The sequence below is a fragment of the Evansella sp. AB-P1 genome (genome assembly GCF_029688925.1).
Taxonomy (GTDB): domain Bacteria; phylum Bacillota; class Bacilli; order Bacillales; family Salisediminibacteriaceae; genus Evansella.
In genome coordinates this window covers 43718-59810 of sequence record NZ_JARUKY010000007.1, presented here as the reverse complement: position 1 = coordinate 59810, position 16093 = coordinate 43718, and the positions used below count along the sequence as shown (strand labels likewise).

Sequence of the window (16093 nt, the reverse complement as noted above, 5' to 3'; positions counted from 1 at the left end):
TAATTCCTACGATAGAAAATAGACTTTATGACTATTTTACACAATAATTCAAATACTAAGGTTTAGGTGATGGTAATGCATATGGAACGAAAGAAAACAGATATTTTATTACAAATAAAAAATGAGACAGAACGATTAAATCGGGACAATATCTTAAGAACAAAAGCTTATCAAGAATACTATAAAAGAAATCCAGAAATTACGTGGTCATATTTAGCTAGCATGGTGTCAAGAAATGCTGGTTGGAGCATGGCAGATCTTTGGAGCAAACCATACAGGCAGTTACTTTCAGATCAGAATAGAAAGCATTTATTCATTACATATGAACGAGCAAATTGGATGATATTTTCTGATGCATACCCTCAACTGTTACTGTATGAATGGTCAAAAAAATGGAAAGAACCTTTATTTTCATTGATGTCTTTTTATAACGTATCCTCATGGATGATAGAACAATGGGAAAAATTTTGGAGTAAAGGCAATTGTACTGAATTACTCCATTCGCTTATTGTTAATGAGCAGCACTTAATTCAGACTCCTGTTATAGAATCTCCCTTTTTTAAAAAAAAGGTATTCCATCGTTTCAATTATGTTTTACAGGAACGACTGCATTTTAGTGTAGTTTTATTTCCTACAATGTCGGGTGAATTATATGGAAGGTCTATAAAACATTTTTCTAAGGTAAGTCATCGTATAGATTTAGGCAAGAAACTCGCCTGGATTTTACTTGAATCACCAGTAAAAAATAAGATAAAAGAATTTTACTCGAAAGAAGAATATACAGGGTCACGGAGAGATTATCAAAAATGGCAAATAGGAAGTTTTACTAAGACCCCAAAACTATTACCAATATATCCATTTGTTATGCATGAGGATAAACGAACGGACTGGTCCAAAAATCCTTCCTTTTTCCCAAGTAAGTTATTGAAGAAAAAAACAATACCACCAAAAAGGTATACGTTAACTTCTTGGTATAGAATGAAGCAAAAGCAAATAAAAATTGCAGCTACAATAAAAAGTGTAATAGGAAAAAGCCAAGCATAATGAGCTTGGCTTTTTCCTTAGGCTGAAAATAGCCATACTAAATAGAGATGTGTTACATCCCATTTCTTTCTATCATATTTATATGGGCAAAATTAGAGAGTTGCAGTTAGTAAGGATGCAAAATATGTAGGATAGGTTTCTAAAAAAAGAATATTTTAACTTTCTTTGTTGAATTAATTCTAGTTTTGTCAATCATAAAGGGAGTTGATTCAAATAGGTAGAAATATATATACATTGAATGGAGAAAGGGGATTTTAAGCATGGATAACATGTTAAAAACAAAGGATGTCGCTGATCAATTAGGGGTTAGTCAAAAAACTGTTCGTCGTTGGATGAAGCAATTTCATATAAAATGTGAAGTAAATGAGGCTGGGCATTTTTTATTTAATGAAGAACAATATCGTCAACTCAAAATTGTACATGAAAGAGTAAATGCTGGCAAAGTTCTAAGCGAAATATCTTTGAGTAATGAAGATAAACAGGACATTCTTAATCCAATGATTTCATCAGAGGAACTTGATGAAAGGTTTAATAGGCTCCTTTTCCAGATTGAATTGTTAGATCGCAAAATTCAAAGTAAGGCGGAAGATGTTGTTGAAATACAAACCTTTCAACATCGTAGAGAAATTGATGAAATAACAGAGTCATTAGAGCAGTTTAATAATCGACTGAACCGAATTGAACAAACTTTAAATAATGAAGCTGATAAATTAATTAATCTTCAAACTAAATCTACCGAAATCGAACGAATGAAAAAAGGGAAATTAGCAAGTATGTTTAGCTTGTAAAGAAGAAGATTTAGGAATCTGCTGTTTCCTTAAGACTTTCTTTGGTAAATAGGTAGTGTTACAATCGCCATGGAGGTGGTCATCATGACGATTGATCAATCAAGATTACGACATTTAACAGAGTCCTTGTTAGTAAAGAATAAAGAATCCTTAAAGCAATTTGAAATTACCTCAGTAAAAAAGGAAAAAGTTGATTTTGAAATGGAAATTAAACCCTTTGCAGATGAAGTAAAATACCTAACGGATGAATGGTTCCCATTAGCAATAGCATTTGTTGAAAACACCGGACCTAAATATTTGCATAAAAATCAACTAGAGGATATTGAAGAAAACATTCAAATAGAAGCAGTTACCTGTTTTCAAGTAGATACGAAAAAGAAACGGTTTATTGAACGTAATAAGTCAATTGCTTATACCCTAACGAATCTTCTACAGGCACTAAATAAATGACCTTTCCAACCATTCACAACTAGTGGATGGTTTTTTGTGTAAAGTTGATGTTTTCGATATAATAATGAAGGAGAGATTCGGAGAGGAAGTAGTGTATGTTACGTATTTGTAAAGGAATAATTCTAATCATTATCTTACTATTTTTAATAGGTTGTGATGAAGAGCCAGAATGGGAAATCATGAACGGGGAAGAGTTTAATAATATTTATCAATTTATGGAAGAGTATATGGATTCATGGCATATCAGTCTGCAAATGCAAAACTATTCCATAATGGAACAGTTTTTTGTTCCAAATACACATGTTTATCATATGCAGAGAAGACAGCACCAACAATTTTCAGCAGAACGAAGGGTTGAACGATTACTATTTTCTGAGAATGAAAAGCTCGAAGTTAATCAATTTGGAGAACGTCGATGGATTTGGACAGAAGTAATGGAAATTCAACGTGGGACAAGTGTAGTAGAAGAAGCTAGAGATAGAATTTATTATCTTTCTCCATCAGGAGAAGATTATAAAATTACTACCATTGAACGTTCTAATTAATTGTTAAATAAGTAGAGGATATTTTTGAGCTTAGAATAGCTAAAAATATCCTCTTACTTTTTAAAGATAATTTATAAGTTTTTACCAAACGATGTCTAGGAGTCAGGATGTCGATATTACGCCGTTGCCTACAGGACGTAGGCAGTACTTAGGTGGAATTGGGGCGACTGCTCTTTTCTTATTAAAAATAAGTTCCAAGATAAGTAGTAAAAAAGTGTTTATATTTTTTCAACGTCAAATACTCGGAAGCCCTCTCCTTCTAAAGTAGATATAACTTTATCTAAATTTTCCTTCGTTGTTTCACTTGGTAAAGTAATGATAACACGACGGAAAAATTTACTTTCATTATCTAAGGTTAAAAGGCTTTGTATGCTTGTAATTTTTTTAATACTAGAAACAATCGTATTTAAGGCACCTTGGTATTCATGAGTAGAAATAGTTAATGTATAACTCCCAGTTTTAACACCCCAAGAGTCTTCGAGAATGGTCATGACATTAGCGTGTGTTAATATACCTGCAAATGTATCATCATCTTGAAGAACAGCTAAATAAGGGTATTTTTTAATATTGGAGAAAATACGAAAAAATGAAGCGCGTTCATTTATGAAGACATTTTCGTCGTCTTTAAGGTCTAAGACGGAATCATCCCATGATTTTGCTTTATTAACAATTGCTTTGTAAATATCTTGAACATAAATATTCCCTTTGAAGTACTTTCCGGTTTTATCCAATATGGGAATACAACGAAATCCACTTTCCTCTAATTCTGCTAGAGCCTCTCGAATTGTATACGTATCTTTAACAAAAGTCACGTTTTCTTTGGGGATTATATTGTATTTTATCTTCATTTTTCATGCTCCTTCCACATTGGTTAATAATATTATATACGAAAACAATTAGATAAAAAGAGATATTTTGGTAAAATTATGTGATTATTTTAAAAATATATTGAGTACCTTTGGCTCAGATTGAATATAATCGCGTTATAACAGAGACGTTGATTAGATCTGATCGAATGAAACTCCTTCAGAAAGGGATTTTTTTCAGAGCTCATCAAAGCTATTAATATTTCCAATGATGACCAATACTTCTGAGCTAAGGAAAAGCCCAGAAAAAATATTTAAGAATACTTCAATGTATAAATTACGTAGGAATTTCTTATCTTAATCATGAGGTGATAAGAAAATGACAAATTCACAACATTTATTAAACACAGTTCAGCAAATACAACAGATTATGGAAAGTGCTGAAAATCAACTTACAGAATCAAAAAGAAATGAACATGTTAACGATGAGGAATTTACAAATGCTCAAATTCAGTTAGAAGAAGCAAACATGGAAATAGAAAAGATGATGTTAAGTGCAACACATGAACAAAAAGATCAATTATTAAGAATTCAGCAACAATTACATCAGTTACAAAATAAAATGATATTAGGTCTTTAAAACAAGTCAAAAAATTCCTAATAAAATCCTTTAAACTATGATATTCTTCGTATTCTATCACGAATAATGCTATAATAATTTAATAATTCGGTTTGCGAAGGATGATATATGTGAAAGCATTAATTGTGATTGATTATACCAATGATTTTATTGCTGATGATGGTAAACTGACTTGTGGAGAACGTGGACAATCGATCGAACAGCGAATAACAGAAATTACAAGAGAGTTTGTTGAGGCAGGGGAGTATGTTGTTTTTACTATAGATATTCATGATGAAAATGATAATTATCATCCAGAAAGATCTTTATTTCCATTACACAATATACGTGGTACAAAAGGACGAAAGCTTTATGGAGAACTAGAGAAATATTACAATGAAGCATTGCATGATGGAAAAACGAATGTTCATTGGATTGATAAAACAAGGTACAGTGCTTTTACGGGGACGGATCTTGAAGTGAAACTTCGTGAAAGAAGGATTGAAGAGCTACATTTAATTGGTGTTTGTACGGATATTTGTGTATTGCATACAGCAATAGATGCTTATAATAAAGGTCTAAAAGTAGTTATACATCGTGATGCTGTAGAAAGCTTTAATCCAATAGGACATGATTGGGCATTGGATCACTTTGCAAATACCTTAGGAGCAAAAGTAGTGAAAAAAGGTGGTTAGTATCTCCTCTACCTTTAATGTACAAATAACTTTGCCCTATTAAATTAAAGCTCGCCAACAAACAGGCGAGTTTTCTTTTACTTTGAATTGAATAGAAAACGGATGTGATTGCTAATGTTGTTTTTTGATGTTGTATTTCCTGTATTACTCGTGTTTATTATCGGTTATGTTAGTCAAAAGTGGAAGAGAATTGACCTTAAGCCTATATCAGTATTAATTATATATATTTTAGTACCAGCATTAGTAATTACTACCTTTCATACGACGGAACTAACGCTAGATCATGGGATTATACTTTTATATGCACTGATATTTCTAACGATACTAATATGGATAACGAAGTGCTTTTCATGGTTAACAAAACAAAATTCTGATACAGAATGTGGACTTATTTTATCAACAGTATTTATGAATTCTGGAAATTATGGTGTTCCTATTATTTTGTTTGCCTTTGGACAAGAGGGATTTGCATATGCCATTATATTTATGATTGTACAAACGGTTATCATGTCCACCTTTGGTATTTATTATGCAGCAAAAGGTGGAACTGGAATTCGAACTGCTATCGTTACATTGTTAAAATTACCTACAACATATACGATCATATTGGTATTAGCATTACAGTGGACAAACTTAAAAGTACCAACTCCTATTTTTCAAACGATGGATCTTATTTCCCAGGCAACTATTCCTGCAACAATGCTTTTACTAGGGATGCAGCTTGCTGAAATTAAACTACAACGCTTAGAGTGGGGCTTTATTTCATATGGTATTTTCATTCGTTTGTTGCTATCTCCAATACTTGCTTGGGGCATAACGTCACTTTTACCGATTTCTCCTTTAATGCAAAGTGTTATTATAATATTATCTGCAACTCCCTCAGCTGCTACAACGACGATATATGCTATTCAATTTGATACGAAGCCAGAGCTTGTATCTAGTATTACATTAATTACAACGATAGGGAGTGTCTTTACAATTACAGGACTGCTTTATTTTTTACTTTAGTCTGAAATTGGCGATAACAATAGGAGGAACCCTTTTAATGAATAAGCTAATGAAAGAAGAAGAATTAGAACATTTATTATTAAAAAAATCACAATCCTGCTTAGTATTTTTCCATACGCCTATGTGTGGCACCTGCCAATTAGCACGAAGCTTTCTAAATGTAATAGAAAAAGTTGAGGGAGTACCAGAAATTTATGAGTTAGATTTAAATTATTTTGTAACGAAAGCAGTTGAATGGGAGATAGAAAGCGTTCCATGTCTTGTTCATATTACTGTAACTAATAAAACGAGAAAACTGTATGCCTTTGAATCTGTAACGAATATATTTCAATTTATTAAAGGAGAGTAACATGGAGAAATGTTAGTTAAGAAGCCTATTTATATATAGGCATTCTTTTAGAGTTGATTTTTTATCTATGTTAAGATGAAAAAAAGTAAGTGATCTTTGCGTAAAGGGGAGAATACTATGAAAATTAATGCCATAGAGCCAACTCCAAGTCCAAATACGATGAAATTAACATTGGACCAATCCTTACCCCAAGGGAAAAGTCATAATTATACAAAAGAAACGGCAACAGATGCTCCCATTTTTGTAAAACAGCTATTCCAAGTTGAAGGGGTAAAAGGAGTATATCACGTTGCAGATTTTCTTGCTGTTGAACGAAATCCCAAAATTGATTGGAAGGTTATTTTACCAAAGGTTCGAGAAATCTTTGGGGATACGGATGATGCTGAAAAAGAAACGGAACAACAGGTAGATGATCATTTTGGTGAAGTAAAGGTTCAAGTGCATATGTTTAAAAGGATACCAATCCAAGTTAAGACAATAGCTGGTGATGAAGAGGTGCGAGTTGGATTACCAGACATGTTTAAAGAAGCAACGGCAAAAGCGACACTTTCAGATGATAATATTGTTATGCAACGGAAATGGGTAGATTATCGACCAAGATATGGTGATCCACGGGAAGTTGCAGAAGAGGTTGCAGAAGAAATTCAAGCATCTTTTACAAAGGAACGGTTAGACGAATTGGTTCGTGAAGCAGTATCACCAACAAATACTGGAGCTTCAGGTAAAAAGGGAAATAAAAGATGGCTAGAAGTGACTGTTGATATGTTAGATGATAAGGACTGGAAAAAACGCTTTGCCGTACTTGAACAAATGGATCCTTCTGAAAAAGACTTACCAGTTTTAGAAAAAGCATTAAATGATGAGAAAGCATCAATTCGACGATTGGCAACGGTGTATTTAGGAATGATAGAAGAGGAAAGTGTATTACCTTATTTATTTCAGGCTCTAAAGGATAAGTCTGTAACTGTTCGTCGTACTGCAGGAGATGCTTTATCCGACATTGGAAGTACCAAAGCAATACCAGCAATGATTGAGGCTCTTAAAGACAACAATAAGCTTGTTCGCTGGAGAGCTGCCATGTTTTTATATGAAGTTGGAGATACAACAGCCATTGAAGCATTAAAGGATGCACAAGATGATCCAGAATTTGAAGTTAGTATGCAAATAAAATTAGCATTAGCTCGCATAGAAGGTGGCGAAGAAGCAAAAGGATCGGTTTGGAAGCAGATGACGAATGCTTTTGATCGAAAATAAAGTTGTGGTCAATAGATGATATTCTACAATCGTGTCAAACTGGTCAATCTAAATGAGAGGTGTCCTAAACAAAGATCAATGGGATAGCCTCTTTTTTGGATTGTGATCAAGAGGAGATCCTGTTAAGGGGAAATCGTCAAACTAATTTTGGAGTAAAAGTTACCTGAATATTGGTAATAATGTTGGAATGAAATAGAAAATAAGGAAGCTTTATGATACAGTACAATGGAAGTGAATAAATAAAAATTTACGAATGGATGGTGTAAGTATGAATAGAGAAGAGATAATACAACAATTAAAAGATAGACATATGGAAGAAATCATTGAACTTATAATAGATGCGGAAAACGGGGAGTTAGAAGAATTAGAATTAGCAAAAGCTTTAGGCCTTCTCAGGGATGAAACTTTAAATGAACATGTTATTAAGCTACTGGAGGAAAATGGAGTAACAATTATTTATTTAGAAGATGACGAATAAGGAGCTTGAATATGAGAGAGTTACCAAATAAAAAATTAGCTCAAAAAACTTTATCTGTGTGGAAGATAGTGGCGAGTATTGAGTCGGTTTTTTTACTCTTAATTCCGATCGCATACTATATTGGAATGAGATACATAGCGCTTCCAACGTGGATATTATACCTCATTCTAACTGCAGCTATCATTTATAGTCTTATTAAAATCATCATAATACCAAAGTTAAAATGGCAAAAATGGCGATATGAAATTTTCGAAAATGAAGTAGAATTAATGTATGGAGTATTTGTTGTAAGAAGAGTTATTATTCCAATGATTCGTGTTCAACATGTTGATACAAAACATGGACCACTCCTTCGTCATTACAAGCTATCGTCCGTAACCATATCCACAGCTGCAACGATCCACGAAATTCCTGGATTAGAGGAAAATAAAGCTGGTGAGTTAAGAGATTACATAGCAAAATTAGCAAGGGAAGCTGATCAAGATGATTAAATGGAAAAAACAGCATTCAGCAGCAATATTTATAAGTTTTCTTAACAACTTAAAGGAAATGATAATATCTATTATTGCTGTGTTTATCTTTGGACAGTCCTCACAAGCTGGAGGTTCCCTCTTTTATACAATCTTCTTTGCTCTCATACTAGTTTTTTCACTAGGAAGTGGAATTATTAGATGGGCAACCTTCGAATACCAATTGTTAGATAATGAGTTGCAAATAAAACAAGGCTTGATTTTTAAAAAGCATCGGTACATAAGGAAAGAAAGAATTCAAAGTATTGATATTAATGCTAAGCTAATTCAACGGTTATTCCAACTAGTTGAGATTCGAATAGAAACAGCTGGTGGAGGAACGGAGCCTGAATTTAGAATTATTGCCTTAAAGCGTAGGGAAGCAGAGCTTATAAAGGAAGAGCTTTTAGTTAGGAAGAGTAATCTAAATAATGGTGACCAAGATCATAGTGAGGTTATTAATGAAGAATCATTATTAGAAGAGAACAAAAAACAATTCTATACATGGAATTTATCTTTTAAAAGACTGTTAATTTCAGCAATAACATCTAGTGGATTAGGACTCGCTATTACATTTGTAGCTGCAGTCATATCACAATTACCACAGCTTTTGCCTAATACTATTTATGAAAGGGTTCTTGGTTTATTCATTCATTCTAGTATATTACTCATTAGTTTTTTTGTTGTTCTAATTTTGTTTATTGGCTGGTTAATTACCTTAATTAGTTCATTATTAAAATATGGACAATTTCATATAAAAAAGGATAAAGACGATATTCATATTTCTCGAGGAATTCTTGAAAAGCGTCAATTAACATTATCAGCTAAAAGAATAACAGCAGTACGAGTTGTACAGAATCTTCTCCGTCAACCTTTGGGGTATGCCGCAGTTTATGTAGAAAGTGCAGGAGGAGGGCGGAAGGAAGAAGATTTATCAACAATTTTAATTCCAATTTGTAAAAAAAGTGAAGTGAATTCCATCTTAAATAACCTTTTACCTCAATTTTCAATAAAGGAGAATGAATACAAATCATTACCAAAGGAAAGTGTCAGAAGGTATATGATTAAAGCCTCTATTCCCTTTATTTTTTTAGCAATACTTATGACTTATTTTATTCCTTACGGATGGATATCTTTTATTCTTCCATTAGGTGCAGCAGGCATAGGTTTTTGGCAATATATTGATGCGGGTATTGGAAACAACGATGAAATGCTATTAATAAAATCACGAATGATCTCACTCACCGAAGTGATTGTACCGAGAAAAAGAATTCAAGCCATGACAACTAGCCAAACAATATTACAAAAGGTTGATCACCTCTATACAGTTCAAGTATCGATCATTTCTAGTATAGTAGGAAAGACATTTTCCTTACGCCATATTAGTAAAAATCAAATAGAGAACCTATTTTTATGGTATTCTTACGAATGTAGAAAACACCGATAGGACGACAAATCCATCGGTGTTTTTTTCTTATTCGCTTGAGAATTGATTCGCGTATGTTGTTAATACTCTTTCTCCCGTATCAGATGTAAATTCAAATCGATCGTACATCACATCTTCTCCGTCATCGATCATTTTCCGTTCATAATAATGTTGTACGACAAACTGATTTTTGGAGTTTGCATATGAGATAAAGTTTACCCCAGTCAATTGATCTTTACTAAAAGAATGAAGTAGCTGGATCAATAGAGAATTATGACAGTATACGGAATGCTCATGTCCGATCCCTAGTTTTTGTAGTCCTTTTTCTAATGCATGAAGTGAAGGAACTTCTAATTCATTAATTAATATACGATAAGGGTCAAATTGTGACTTATTTAGACGTACTGTTTCCCCTTTAGATAGTTCAACTTCACGATTACTAGATAACTTAAATGTAAAGCCAGATTGATAAAGTGCTTTAGACCATTTTTCGTCTACTTTTATTTCGAATTCAAAAGGACAGCCGTCAATTGGGAGAGTTTCTCTTTTTTCTTCATTGTATATATGAACTTTCCTACCCTTTTTAACAAGCTGATAATAAATGTATCCATCTTCAAAAATTAAATATTCCGCGTGCAACCTTCTTAATTCTTGTTGAATTAAGGATAATAGTAATTCAGAATCTTGGTTTATTTGTTGTATCTCATCCCATTTTTGCTTTAGTGAGAAGGTAACGGAATCATTATAGCTTCTAGTATATTCTTCCCTTAGTGGTTCTACACGGTGACCAGAACACTCAAAGAGATCATTTTCTCCTAATTTAGGTTTTACTAGCTCTAAATTTTCAAAATTAAGATCAGGATAAACATAAACTCCCTTAATTCTCAGAAGTGCTCGCCATGGCTTTTTTGGTTCCATGATAACATCTTCTAAAAGAGCAATGTATTGTCCTTCATTGCCTTCATCTAAAATTACATATTTGCCTATAAATTGTTTTGCAGTTTTTCGATCCACATGAAATCCCCACTTTAATCATAATCATTTTAAATTCATCGTTATATATTCAAACATATTTACAATATTGATAGTATAAACTCAGAAACTATTCCATTCCTTCTATTATAATATAATCCAATTGCATCATACACCAATAAACTTTGAAAATAACATATTTCAAATTATGGTAATAAATAATTACCAGTCTTTGTGATTAGCTCAGTAACACCTGAAGCCTATTTATTTTCAGGGTAGACTTCCAATGCAAGTGAAATTTGCGCCATAAGGGATGAAATTATTTTTCAAATTAGAATAAGTGGAATCACACCACACCATCCGTAAAAATCAAATTCTCTTTAAAATCAACACTATCCTTTAATTACGACTAAATAGTAAAAGAAGGATATTTACTTTGAATTAGTAATCATCCTTCTTTTTTGTATCTACAGTTGTTGTTTCATATCGAAGTTTATTCAGTTGCAATAATTGATCCATTCGATCCATCCGTGTATTAGAAAGATGTTTTGATTGGTTATTAATGTATTTACACATAGATTGAATAGACTCGACTACATCATCATAAGATTTAGCCTTTTGATCAATAGATAAGGAGTGGTATGTTTCTAATAAGCTTGGTAAATCATTATTTACTAATCGCTTCAAATGGTGCTTTTCTTCAATATCTAATAAGTCAAACTGGGACATACACTCTTTAACAGATTGTTTAAGTTCCTTTAATTTTTCTTTAATTAAGGGGTCTAAGGTGTTGTATTGTTTAAAAGTATTATTAAGAGTAGTTAAAATATACTCTTTGTCTTCAATTGTTTCATTTGAGAGCATATTATTGTTTTCAGTAGCTTCAACAATTTCTGGTAAAATTTCACCGTTCTTATTGGATAATGAATGGTCTAATTGATTTAATCGTATAAACAAGGATTGAAACAATGGGTGCTTACGTATGTTACGGACGATTGTTCGGTTTTTTAATTGGTAATATATTGTGGAATCAACACATTTTCCCATCCCTTTTTCTGCCTTGTATTCTTTTCGATAAATCGTAATATAGATTCGCTTTCTAATGTCTGTCGGTGATTTTTTAGTGTCAATTAATTCTAAGAATATTTTCTTCTGTTTAATTTTCACCTTAAACATAAACCCTTTTATCGTTCTTTTAAACGTTTTGTTTAAGCGGGGGAGCTCAGATAAAGAAGCTAAATCTGTTAGAAACTCTTCAGCTTCTTGAATTAATTCCTTTGTATGCTCCGATTCTACTCTATCGTCCTTTAAAGGTTTTAAATAATTCGGTAAAAAAGGTTCAATCCATTTCTGTTCCCAAGCACGTTCACGCCAGCTCATGACGATCACCTCATTTATTTCTGCTAACTTTTACAATGATTTTAACTATCTTAATAATTTTTGTTCCATGTTTTCATTTAATTGATCCATTTCTTCAATGAATTGTTTGCTAGATTCTACGATTCTTGAATTAGATTGCTCCGTCATCTCAATAGCCGCGTAAACATCTTCGTAAGCTTTTTTGAAGGTCTCTAAAGCAATAGCTGGTTCTTCTAAAGTTTTTAATGTTTCCTCAGTATTAGATTTCAATAACTGTGCGTTCGACAATAGCATTGCTTCAGTTGTTTCGTTTACATTTTTAACAGCATCGATTACTTTTTTCTGATTACTTAATGCAAGCTGTATCGAAGCAGTTACAGTAATAATATTTTTAGTCATTGTTATTGAATTAAAGATAGCTTCTTCTAATTTATCATTGTTTTCAACGATAATATCCACAGACGCCAGGGATTGTTGAAGAACTAAGACAGCTTGCTGCATATTTTTAACACGAGAAAGAACCTTTTGTTGCCCCTTTTGTATAGGAGAAGGATCTTGTTGCCATTCTTCTTTCTTTAACTCGTCTTCAAGCATGGAATTTAACTGTTTTCCTACACCTATTTGTTCATTAAGTGCAACGATTCTTTCTTTAGCAACATCTTTTAATTGGTGAAGCATGACCGTATCTTCTTGAAGTTGGTCCTTACCACTTAACAGGGCACCTATGATCGTTTCCACTTCTGCTTCCACAGTTTGATATTTCCGTGCATATTTTTCTATTGGACTTTTTCTAACAACTTTAGAAAAAAATTGTTTTAATTTTCCTTCTTTTAAATAATTCGGTTCTAGTTCAGCTACTATATCTTTTAATTTTGAAAGTTGCTGCGGAAGGTCATGATTAGGGTTGTTCATCATATCACTTACCGGCCTTTTTAAAGCCTCTAATGACTCCCCAGCCTTTTCTTGTTCTTCTAAACCGATTTTACCTAAGTTTTCCAAAATTTTGTTTAAGTCACTATTTTCTCGAATTTTTTCTACATACTTTTCAGCCTGTTTTTCTGAAACATTTTGAATATCTTTTTGATCTCTCGGTTCAGGCGCAAAGTTATTTGTCATATTAAAAGCCTCCTAATAATGAGGATTATTGTTATTCATTGCTTGTATATACGAGAAATCCTCGAATAAGTTTCATATCTCATTCTAATTATACATTTCAGTAATATTTGAAACAATAATAACGTGAGTTTAAAAGGAAATATTATCTAGAAAAAACGTATAGCTTTCTCAAGTAGTTTAATTTTTGCAGGTGTTGATCCAATTTCTTCTCCATCCCCTTGAACACCCTGCAATTCATTGGAGATAATGGAAAAATCTTTCCCCCGTATCATTGTTACATAAGGAAGGTTTAAATGTTTTTTTATAAATACGGAAGGTAACGCTAACATGAGCCGTATTAATGACAAGCTATGGACGATGACAAGGTCAATTTCTCCGTCTTGGGGGTTTGCTAATGGGCATATTGGTATTCCACCTCCATAGTAGCTTGTATTTCCTCCTGCAATTAACCAAACCTTTTCAAAAGAATTTTTCTCTCCATGACTATCATAAATAGTCACATTAAGTGGTTTATAATGAATGACTGTTTGTAAGAATACCATTAAATATGTTAAACGACCTAAAAATGCACGATTTAATAATTTCTTTAAAAAAGAATGTTGACATTTTATAGCAGTTTCAGCATCTACACCTATACCAACAATTGATAATACCTTTCTCTCATTTACGTCCAACAAGTCGTATGTTTTTATTTCTCTATTATTTATACGTTCTATTGCTTTTTTTATATTTCTAGGAATGTTGAGAGCTCTTCCAAAATCATTTCCAGAACCTGTAGGAATTAAGCCAAAGGGAAGAGTATGATGATGTAAATGTTGTACAGCTTGGTGTAAAGTACCGTCTCCACCGACGATTATTATTCCTAATGCATCTGTTTTTATCTCATTAATTTTTCCATTAATATCATGCCACATATTATTACCTTGATATTGGTCTGTGTAGTATGTTACAAAAGGTGTATGGAGCAATTCATTTAGATGCTTCATTATTTTCTTGTAACGGTGTTGGCCTGAATAAGAATTAACAATAATAATATACATACCATTCTCCTTTAGTTGACAGTAACATGGATAATTATATCACTGAAAAGGGCATTTGGGAGAAAAACTAGATAGAAGTAGGGGAAATAGGTGTGAAATGGAAAATAGCGGTTCTTACTGGGTTGCTTATTGTATGTATTGGTATTTGGACTATCGTAATTAATTTAATAAATGTAGAAACCCAGGAAAAAAAGATTAGTTTGAATTTATTAGATAAAAAAGAAAGATTGGTTATTTCCGATTTTGTTTTAGTAGAACGTTTCATAATGGATGATGTAATTCATGTATATGAAAAGGATGACCAAGAGGAGACAAATGTAAAGAGTATAACAGAGGTTCTATCGGAACCAATGATTAGAGATGGGCTTTTTATAGGTGATGGTATATCTATTGACGTATTATTAGAATATTATAAAAATAACAATTAAAGTTAATATAAGAATATGATACTTTACCAATGTGTTTATAAAATGATAAAGTTAAGGTAAATAGGCTATTATGTATGAACAAAGCAAGAAGTGTTATTTTGATACTAAAATCTAAAAACTATTTTAATAAAAACTATATTAAAAAGCCTATAATATAAAATGATTCAATTTGTAATCACCTGTATGTGGTGGTTCGGAAGGGGAATAGAAAATGGCTAATTTAGGGATTCCAAGTTTAATATTAATTTTAGTATTAGCATTAATTATTTTTGGACCGAAAAAACTACCTGAAATAGGTCGTGCAATGGGACAAACCTTAAAGGAATTTAAAAACTCCACTAGAGATCTAACGAAAGATGATGACGATGATGATAAGTCATCCAAAAAGTAAATGAATATATAAAATAAAGCGTTGAAGAGATGTAAGCTTCTATAGCTTCTACATCTTTTTCATGTTTAAGGAGTCTGTAGTCATGTCAGATGAAAGCATGAATATACTCGATCACCTTGACGAGTTACGAAAAAGAATTTTAATTTCACTTTCAGCATTTATTGTTTTTTTTATTGTTGCATTTATCTTTATAAATGATATTTATGAATGGTTAGTGAAGGATCTAGATGAACCATTAACTGTTTTAGGTCCGTTAGATGTTATTTGGGTTTATTTTTCTATTGCCGGTGTTGTTGCAATTGCCTTAAGTATCCCTGTACTGTTTTGGCAAATTTGGCTCTTTATAAAACCAGCATTAACTCCAAAGGAACAGAAAACAACTCTCCTATACATTCCAGCCTCTTTTATATTATTTGTTGGTGGAATAGCTTTTGGATATTTTATTGTACTACCTTTAGTATTAAGTTTTTTAACAAGTTTGGGACAAGATATGTTTCAGATGATGTATACACCTGATCGTTATTTTCAATTTGTTCTGAGAATGACTGTTCCGTTTAGTATTCTGTTCGAAATGCCTTTAGTGGTTATGTTTTTAACGAGTTTAGGAATAATTTCTCCAAAGGGCATGAGAAAAAACAGAAAGTATGCCTACTTTGCATTGGTTGTTGTTAGTGCATTGGTTTCACCGCCAGATTTATTATCTGATGTTTTAGTTATACTTCCTTTGCTATTTTTATATGAAATAAGCATTTCGTTATCTGCTTTTGTTTATAGAAAGAGGGCAAGACGAGAAAAAGAGAATCAATGAAACAATAG

The 16093-nt window shown here is 32.3% G+C and carries 20 protein-coding genes; 15 read left to right on the top strand and 5 right to left on the bottom strand.

Translation table 11 applies throughout. From position 1 onward, the window contains the following. Nucleotides 1-81: 81 nt before the first annotated feature. The 4 genes from QA612_RS08585 to QA612_RS08570 all read left to right on the top strand — a co-directional run bounded on the left by QA612_RS08585 (nt 82) and on the right by QA612_RS08570 (nt 2827). Complete coding sequence (locus QA612_RS08585) at nt 82-1044, top strand: DUF2515 family protein (RefSeq protein ID WP_278283380.1); 963 nt, start codon at nt 82-84, stop codon at nt 1042-1044. Nucleotides 1045-1304: 260 nt separating this feature from the next. Beyond that, nucleotides 1305-1832 (top strand): MerR family transcriptional regulator, encoded by a 528-nt coding sequence (locus tag QA612_RS08580; protein ID WP_278283379.1) that lies wholly within the window; start codon nt 1305-1307, stop codon nt 1830-1832. Between the two features lie 84 nt (nt 1833-1916). Further along, entirely contained in the window at nt 1917-2282 is a 366-nt protein-coding gene (locus QA612_RS08575; RefSeq protein ID WP_278283378.1) for a YppE family protein, read from the top strand. 95 nt (nt 2283-2377) lie between these two features. Further along, nucleotides 2378-2827, top strand: coding sequence for a hypothetical protein (locus QA612_RS08570; RefSeq protein WP_278283377.1), 450 nt, complete (start codon nt 2378-2380; stop codon nt 2825-2827). Between the two features lie 218 nt (nt 2828-3045). Here the strand turns inward: QA612_RS08570 and cbpA are convergent, their stop codons facing one another. Further along, nucleotides 3046-3675 carry a cyclic di-AMP binding protein CbpA gene (cbpA, locus tag QA612_RS08565; RefSeq protein ID WP_278283376.1) on the bottom strand — a complete coding sequence of 210 codons (630 nt, stop codon included), beginning with the start codon at nt 3673-3675 and terminating at the stop codon, nt 3046-3048. 337 nt (nt 3676-4012) lie between these two features. Between cbpA and QA612_RS08560 the strand changes: the two genes are divergently transcribed. The 8 genes from QA612_RS08560 to QA612_RS08525 all read left to right on the top strand — a co-directional run bounded on the left by QA612_RS08560 (nt 4013) and on the right by QA612_RS08525 (nt 9992). Then, nucleotides 4013-4273: a DUF2524 family protein gene (locus QA612_RS08560; protein WP_278283375.1), complete on the top strand. Its 261-nt coding sequence runs from the start codon at nt 4013-4015 to the stop codon at nt 4271-4273. Nucleotides 4274-4374: 101 nt separating this feature from the next. Then, nucleotides 4375-4947, top strand: coding sequence for a cysteine hydrolase family protein (locus QA612_RS08555; RefSeq protein ID WP_278283374.1), 573 nt, complete (start codon nt 4375-4377; stop codon nt 4945-4947). A 114-nt stretch (nt 4948-5061) separates the two neighbouring features. Next, entirely contained in the window at nt 5062-5955 is an 894-nt protein-coding gene (locus QA612_RS08550; RefSeq protein WP_278283373.1) for an AEC family transporter, read from the top strand. A 37-nt stretch (nt 5956-5992) separates the two neighbouring features. Further along, a complete protein-coding gene (locus QA612_RS08545) occupies nt 5993-6304 on the top strand; it encodes a thioredoxin family protein (RefSeq protein WP_278283372.1) in 312 nt (103 codons plus the stop codon). A gap of 117 nt (nt 6305-6421) precedes the next feature. Beyond that, entirely contained in the window at nt 6422-7558 is a 1137-nt protein-coding gene (locus QA612_RS08540) for a conserved virulence factor C family protein (RefSeq protein WP_278283371.1), read from the top strand. Nucleotides 7559-7826: 268 nt separating this feature from the next. Then, the gene (locus tag QA612_RS08535) at nt 7827-8036 is read left to right on the top strand and encodes a hypothetical protein (protein WP_278283370.1); all 210 of its coding nucleotides are present in this window, start codon (nt 7827-7829) and stop codon (nt 8034-8036) included. Nucleotides 8037-8047: 11 nt separating this feature from the next. After that, nucleotides 8048-8527: a PH domain-containing protein gene (locus QA612_RS08530; RefSeq protein WP_278283369.1), complete on the top strand. Its 480-nt coding sequence runs from the start codon at nt 8048-8050 to the stop codon at nt 8525-8527. Next, nucleotides 8520-9992 (top strand): PH domain-containing protein, encoded by a 1473-nt coding sequence (locus QA612_RS08525; protein ID WP_278283368.1) that lies wholly within the window; start codon nt 8520-8522, stop codon nt 9990-9992. The genes QA612_RS08530 and QA612_RS08525 overlap by 8 nt, the downstream gene beginning before the upstream one ends. Nucleotides 9993-10019: 27 nt before the next feature. On the opposite strand, the gene QA612_RS08520 is transcribed toward QA612_RS08525, so the two are convergent. The 4 genes from QA612_RS08520 to QA612_RS08505 all read right to left on the bottom strand — a co-directional run bounded on the left by QA612_RS08520 (nt 10020) and on the right by QA612_RS08505 (nt 14458). Beyond that, the gene (locus QA612_RS08520; RefSeq protein ID WP_278283367.1) at nt 10020-10985 is read right to left on the bottom strand and encodes a DUF2777 family protein; all 966 of its coding nucleotides are present in this window, start codon (nt 10983-10985) and stop codon (nt 10020-10022) included. A gap of 399 nt (nt 10986-11384) precedes the next feature. Continuing rightward, a complete protein-coding gene (locus QA612_RS08515) occupies nt 11385-12323 on the bottom strand; it encodes a hypothetical protein (protein ID WP_278283366.1) in 939 nt (312 codons plus the stop codon). A 45-nt stretch (nt 12324-12368) separates the two neighbouring features. Then, nucleotides 12369-13418, bottom strand: coding sequence for a toxic anion resistance protein (locus QA612_RS08510; RefSeq protein ID WP_278283365.1), 1050 nt, complete (start codon nt 13416-13418; stop codon nt 12369-12371). Nucleotides 13419-13564: 146 nt separating this feature from the next. Beyond that, entirely contained in the window at nt 13565-14458 is an 894-nt protein-coding gene (locus tag QA612_RS08505; RefSeq protein ID WP_278283364.1) for a diacylglycerol/lipid kinase family protein, read from the bottom strand. Between the two features lie 92 nt (nt 14459-14550). Between QA612_RS08505 and QA612_RS08500 the strand changes: the two genes are divergently transcribed. The 3 genes from QA612_RS08500 to tatC all read left to right on the top strand — a co-directional run bounded on the left by QA612_RS08500 (nt 14551) and on the right by tatC (nt 16085). Next, entirely contained in the window at nt 14551-14886 is a 336-nt protein-coding gene (locus QA612_RS08500; protein ID WP_278283363.1) for a hypothetical protein, read from the top strand. A 211-nt stretch (nt 14887-15097) separates the two neighbouring features. After that, nucleotides 15098-15277 carry a twin-arginine translocase TatA/TatE family subunit gene (gene tatA, locus QA612_RS08495; RefSeq protein WP_278283362.1) on the top strand — a complete coding sequence of 60 codons (180 nt, stop codon included), beginning with the start codon at nt 15098-15100 and terminating at the stop codon, nt 15275-15277. Nucleotides 15278-15359: 82 nt separating this feature from the next. Continuing rightward, on the top strand, nt 15360-16085 hold the full coding sequence (gene tatC / locus QA612_RS08490) for a twin-arginine translocase subunit TatC (RefSeq protein ID WP_278283361.1): 726 nt from the start codon (nt 15360-15362) through the stop codon (nt 16083-16085). Nucleotides 16086-16093 lie beyond the last annotated feature (8 nt).

What these genes read in the sequence shown, in the direction of transcription:
- QA612_RS08585 (WP_278283380.1), top strand. Translation starts at nt 82, where the DNA reads ATGGAACGAAAGAAAACAGATATTTTATTACAAATAAAAAATGAGACA.
- QA612_RS08580 (WP_278283379.1), top strand. Translation starts at nt 1,305, where the DNA reads ATGGATAACATGTTAAAAACAAAGGATGTCGCTGATCAATTAGGGGTT.
- QA612_RS08575 (WP_278283378.1), top strand. Translation starts at nt 1,917, where the DNA reads ATGACGATTGATCAATCAAGATTACGACATTTAACAGAGTCCTTGTTA.
- QA612_RS08570 (WP_278283377.1), top strand. Translation starts at nt 2,378, where the DNA reads ATGTTACGTATTTGTAAAGGAATAATTCTAATCATTATCTTACTATTT.
- cbpA (WP_278283376.1), bottom strand. Translation starts at nt 3,675, where the DNA reads ATGAAGATAAAATACAATATAATCCCCAAAGAAAACGTGACTTTTGTT.
- QA612_RS08560 (WP_278283375.1), top strand. Translation starts at nt 4,013, where the DNA reads ATGACAAATTCACAACATTTATTAAACACAGTTCAGCAAATACAACAG.
- QA612_RS08555 (WP_278283374.1), top strand. Translation starts at nt 4,375, where the DNA reads ATGATATATGTGAAAGCATTAATTGTGATTGATTATACCAATGATTTT.
- QA612_RS08550 (WP_278283373.1), top strand. Translation starts at nt 5,062, where the DNA reads ATGTTGTTTTTTGATGTTGTATTTCCTGTATTACTCGTGTTTATTATC.
- QA612_RS08545 (WP_278283372.1), top strand. Translation starts at nt 5,993, where the DNA reads ATGAATAAGCTAATGAAAGAAGAAGAATTAGAACATTTATTATTAAAA.
- QA612_RS08540 (WP_278283371.1), top strand. Translation starts at nt 6,422, where the DNA reads ATGAAAATTAATGCCATAGAGCCAACTCCAAGTCCAAATACGATGAAA.
- QA612_RS08535 (WP_278283370.1), top strand. Translation starts at nt 7,827, where the DNA reads ATGAATAGAGAAGAGATAATACAACAATTAAAAGATAGACATATGGAA.
- QA612_RS08530 (WP_278283369.1), top strand. Translation starts at nt 8,048, where the DNA reads ATGAGAGAGTTACCAAATAAAAAATTAGCTCAAAAAACTTTATCTGTG.
- QA612_RS08525 (WP_278283368.1), top strand. Translation starts at nt 8,520, where the DNA reads ATGATTAAATGGAAAAAACAGCATTCAGCAGCAATATTTATAAGTTTT.
- QA612_RS08515 (WP_278283366.1), bottom strand. Translation starts at nt 12,323, where the DNA reads ATGAGCTGGCGTGAACGTGCTTGGGAACAGAAATGGATTGAACCTTTT.
- QA612_RS08510 (WP_278283365.1), bottom strand. Translation starts at nt 13,418, where the DNA reads ATGACAAATAACTTTGCGCCTGAACCGAGAGATCAAAAAGATATTCAA.
- QA612_RS08505 (WP_278283364.1), bottom strand. Translation starts at nt 14,458, where the DNA reads ATGTATATTATTATTGTTAATTCTTATTCAGGCCAACACCGTTACAAG.
- tatA (WP_278283362.1), top strand. Translation starts at nt 15,098, where the DNA reads ATGGCTAATTTAGGGATTCCAAGTTTAATATTAATTTTAGTATTAGCA.
- tatC (WP_278283361.1), top strand. Translation starts at nt 15,360, where the DNA reads ATGTCAGATGAAAGCATGAATATACTCGATCACCTTGACGAGTTACGA.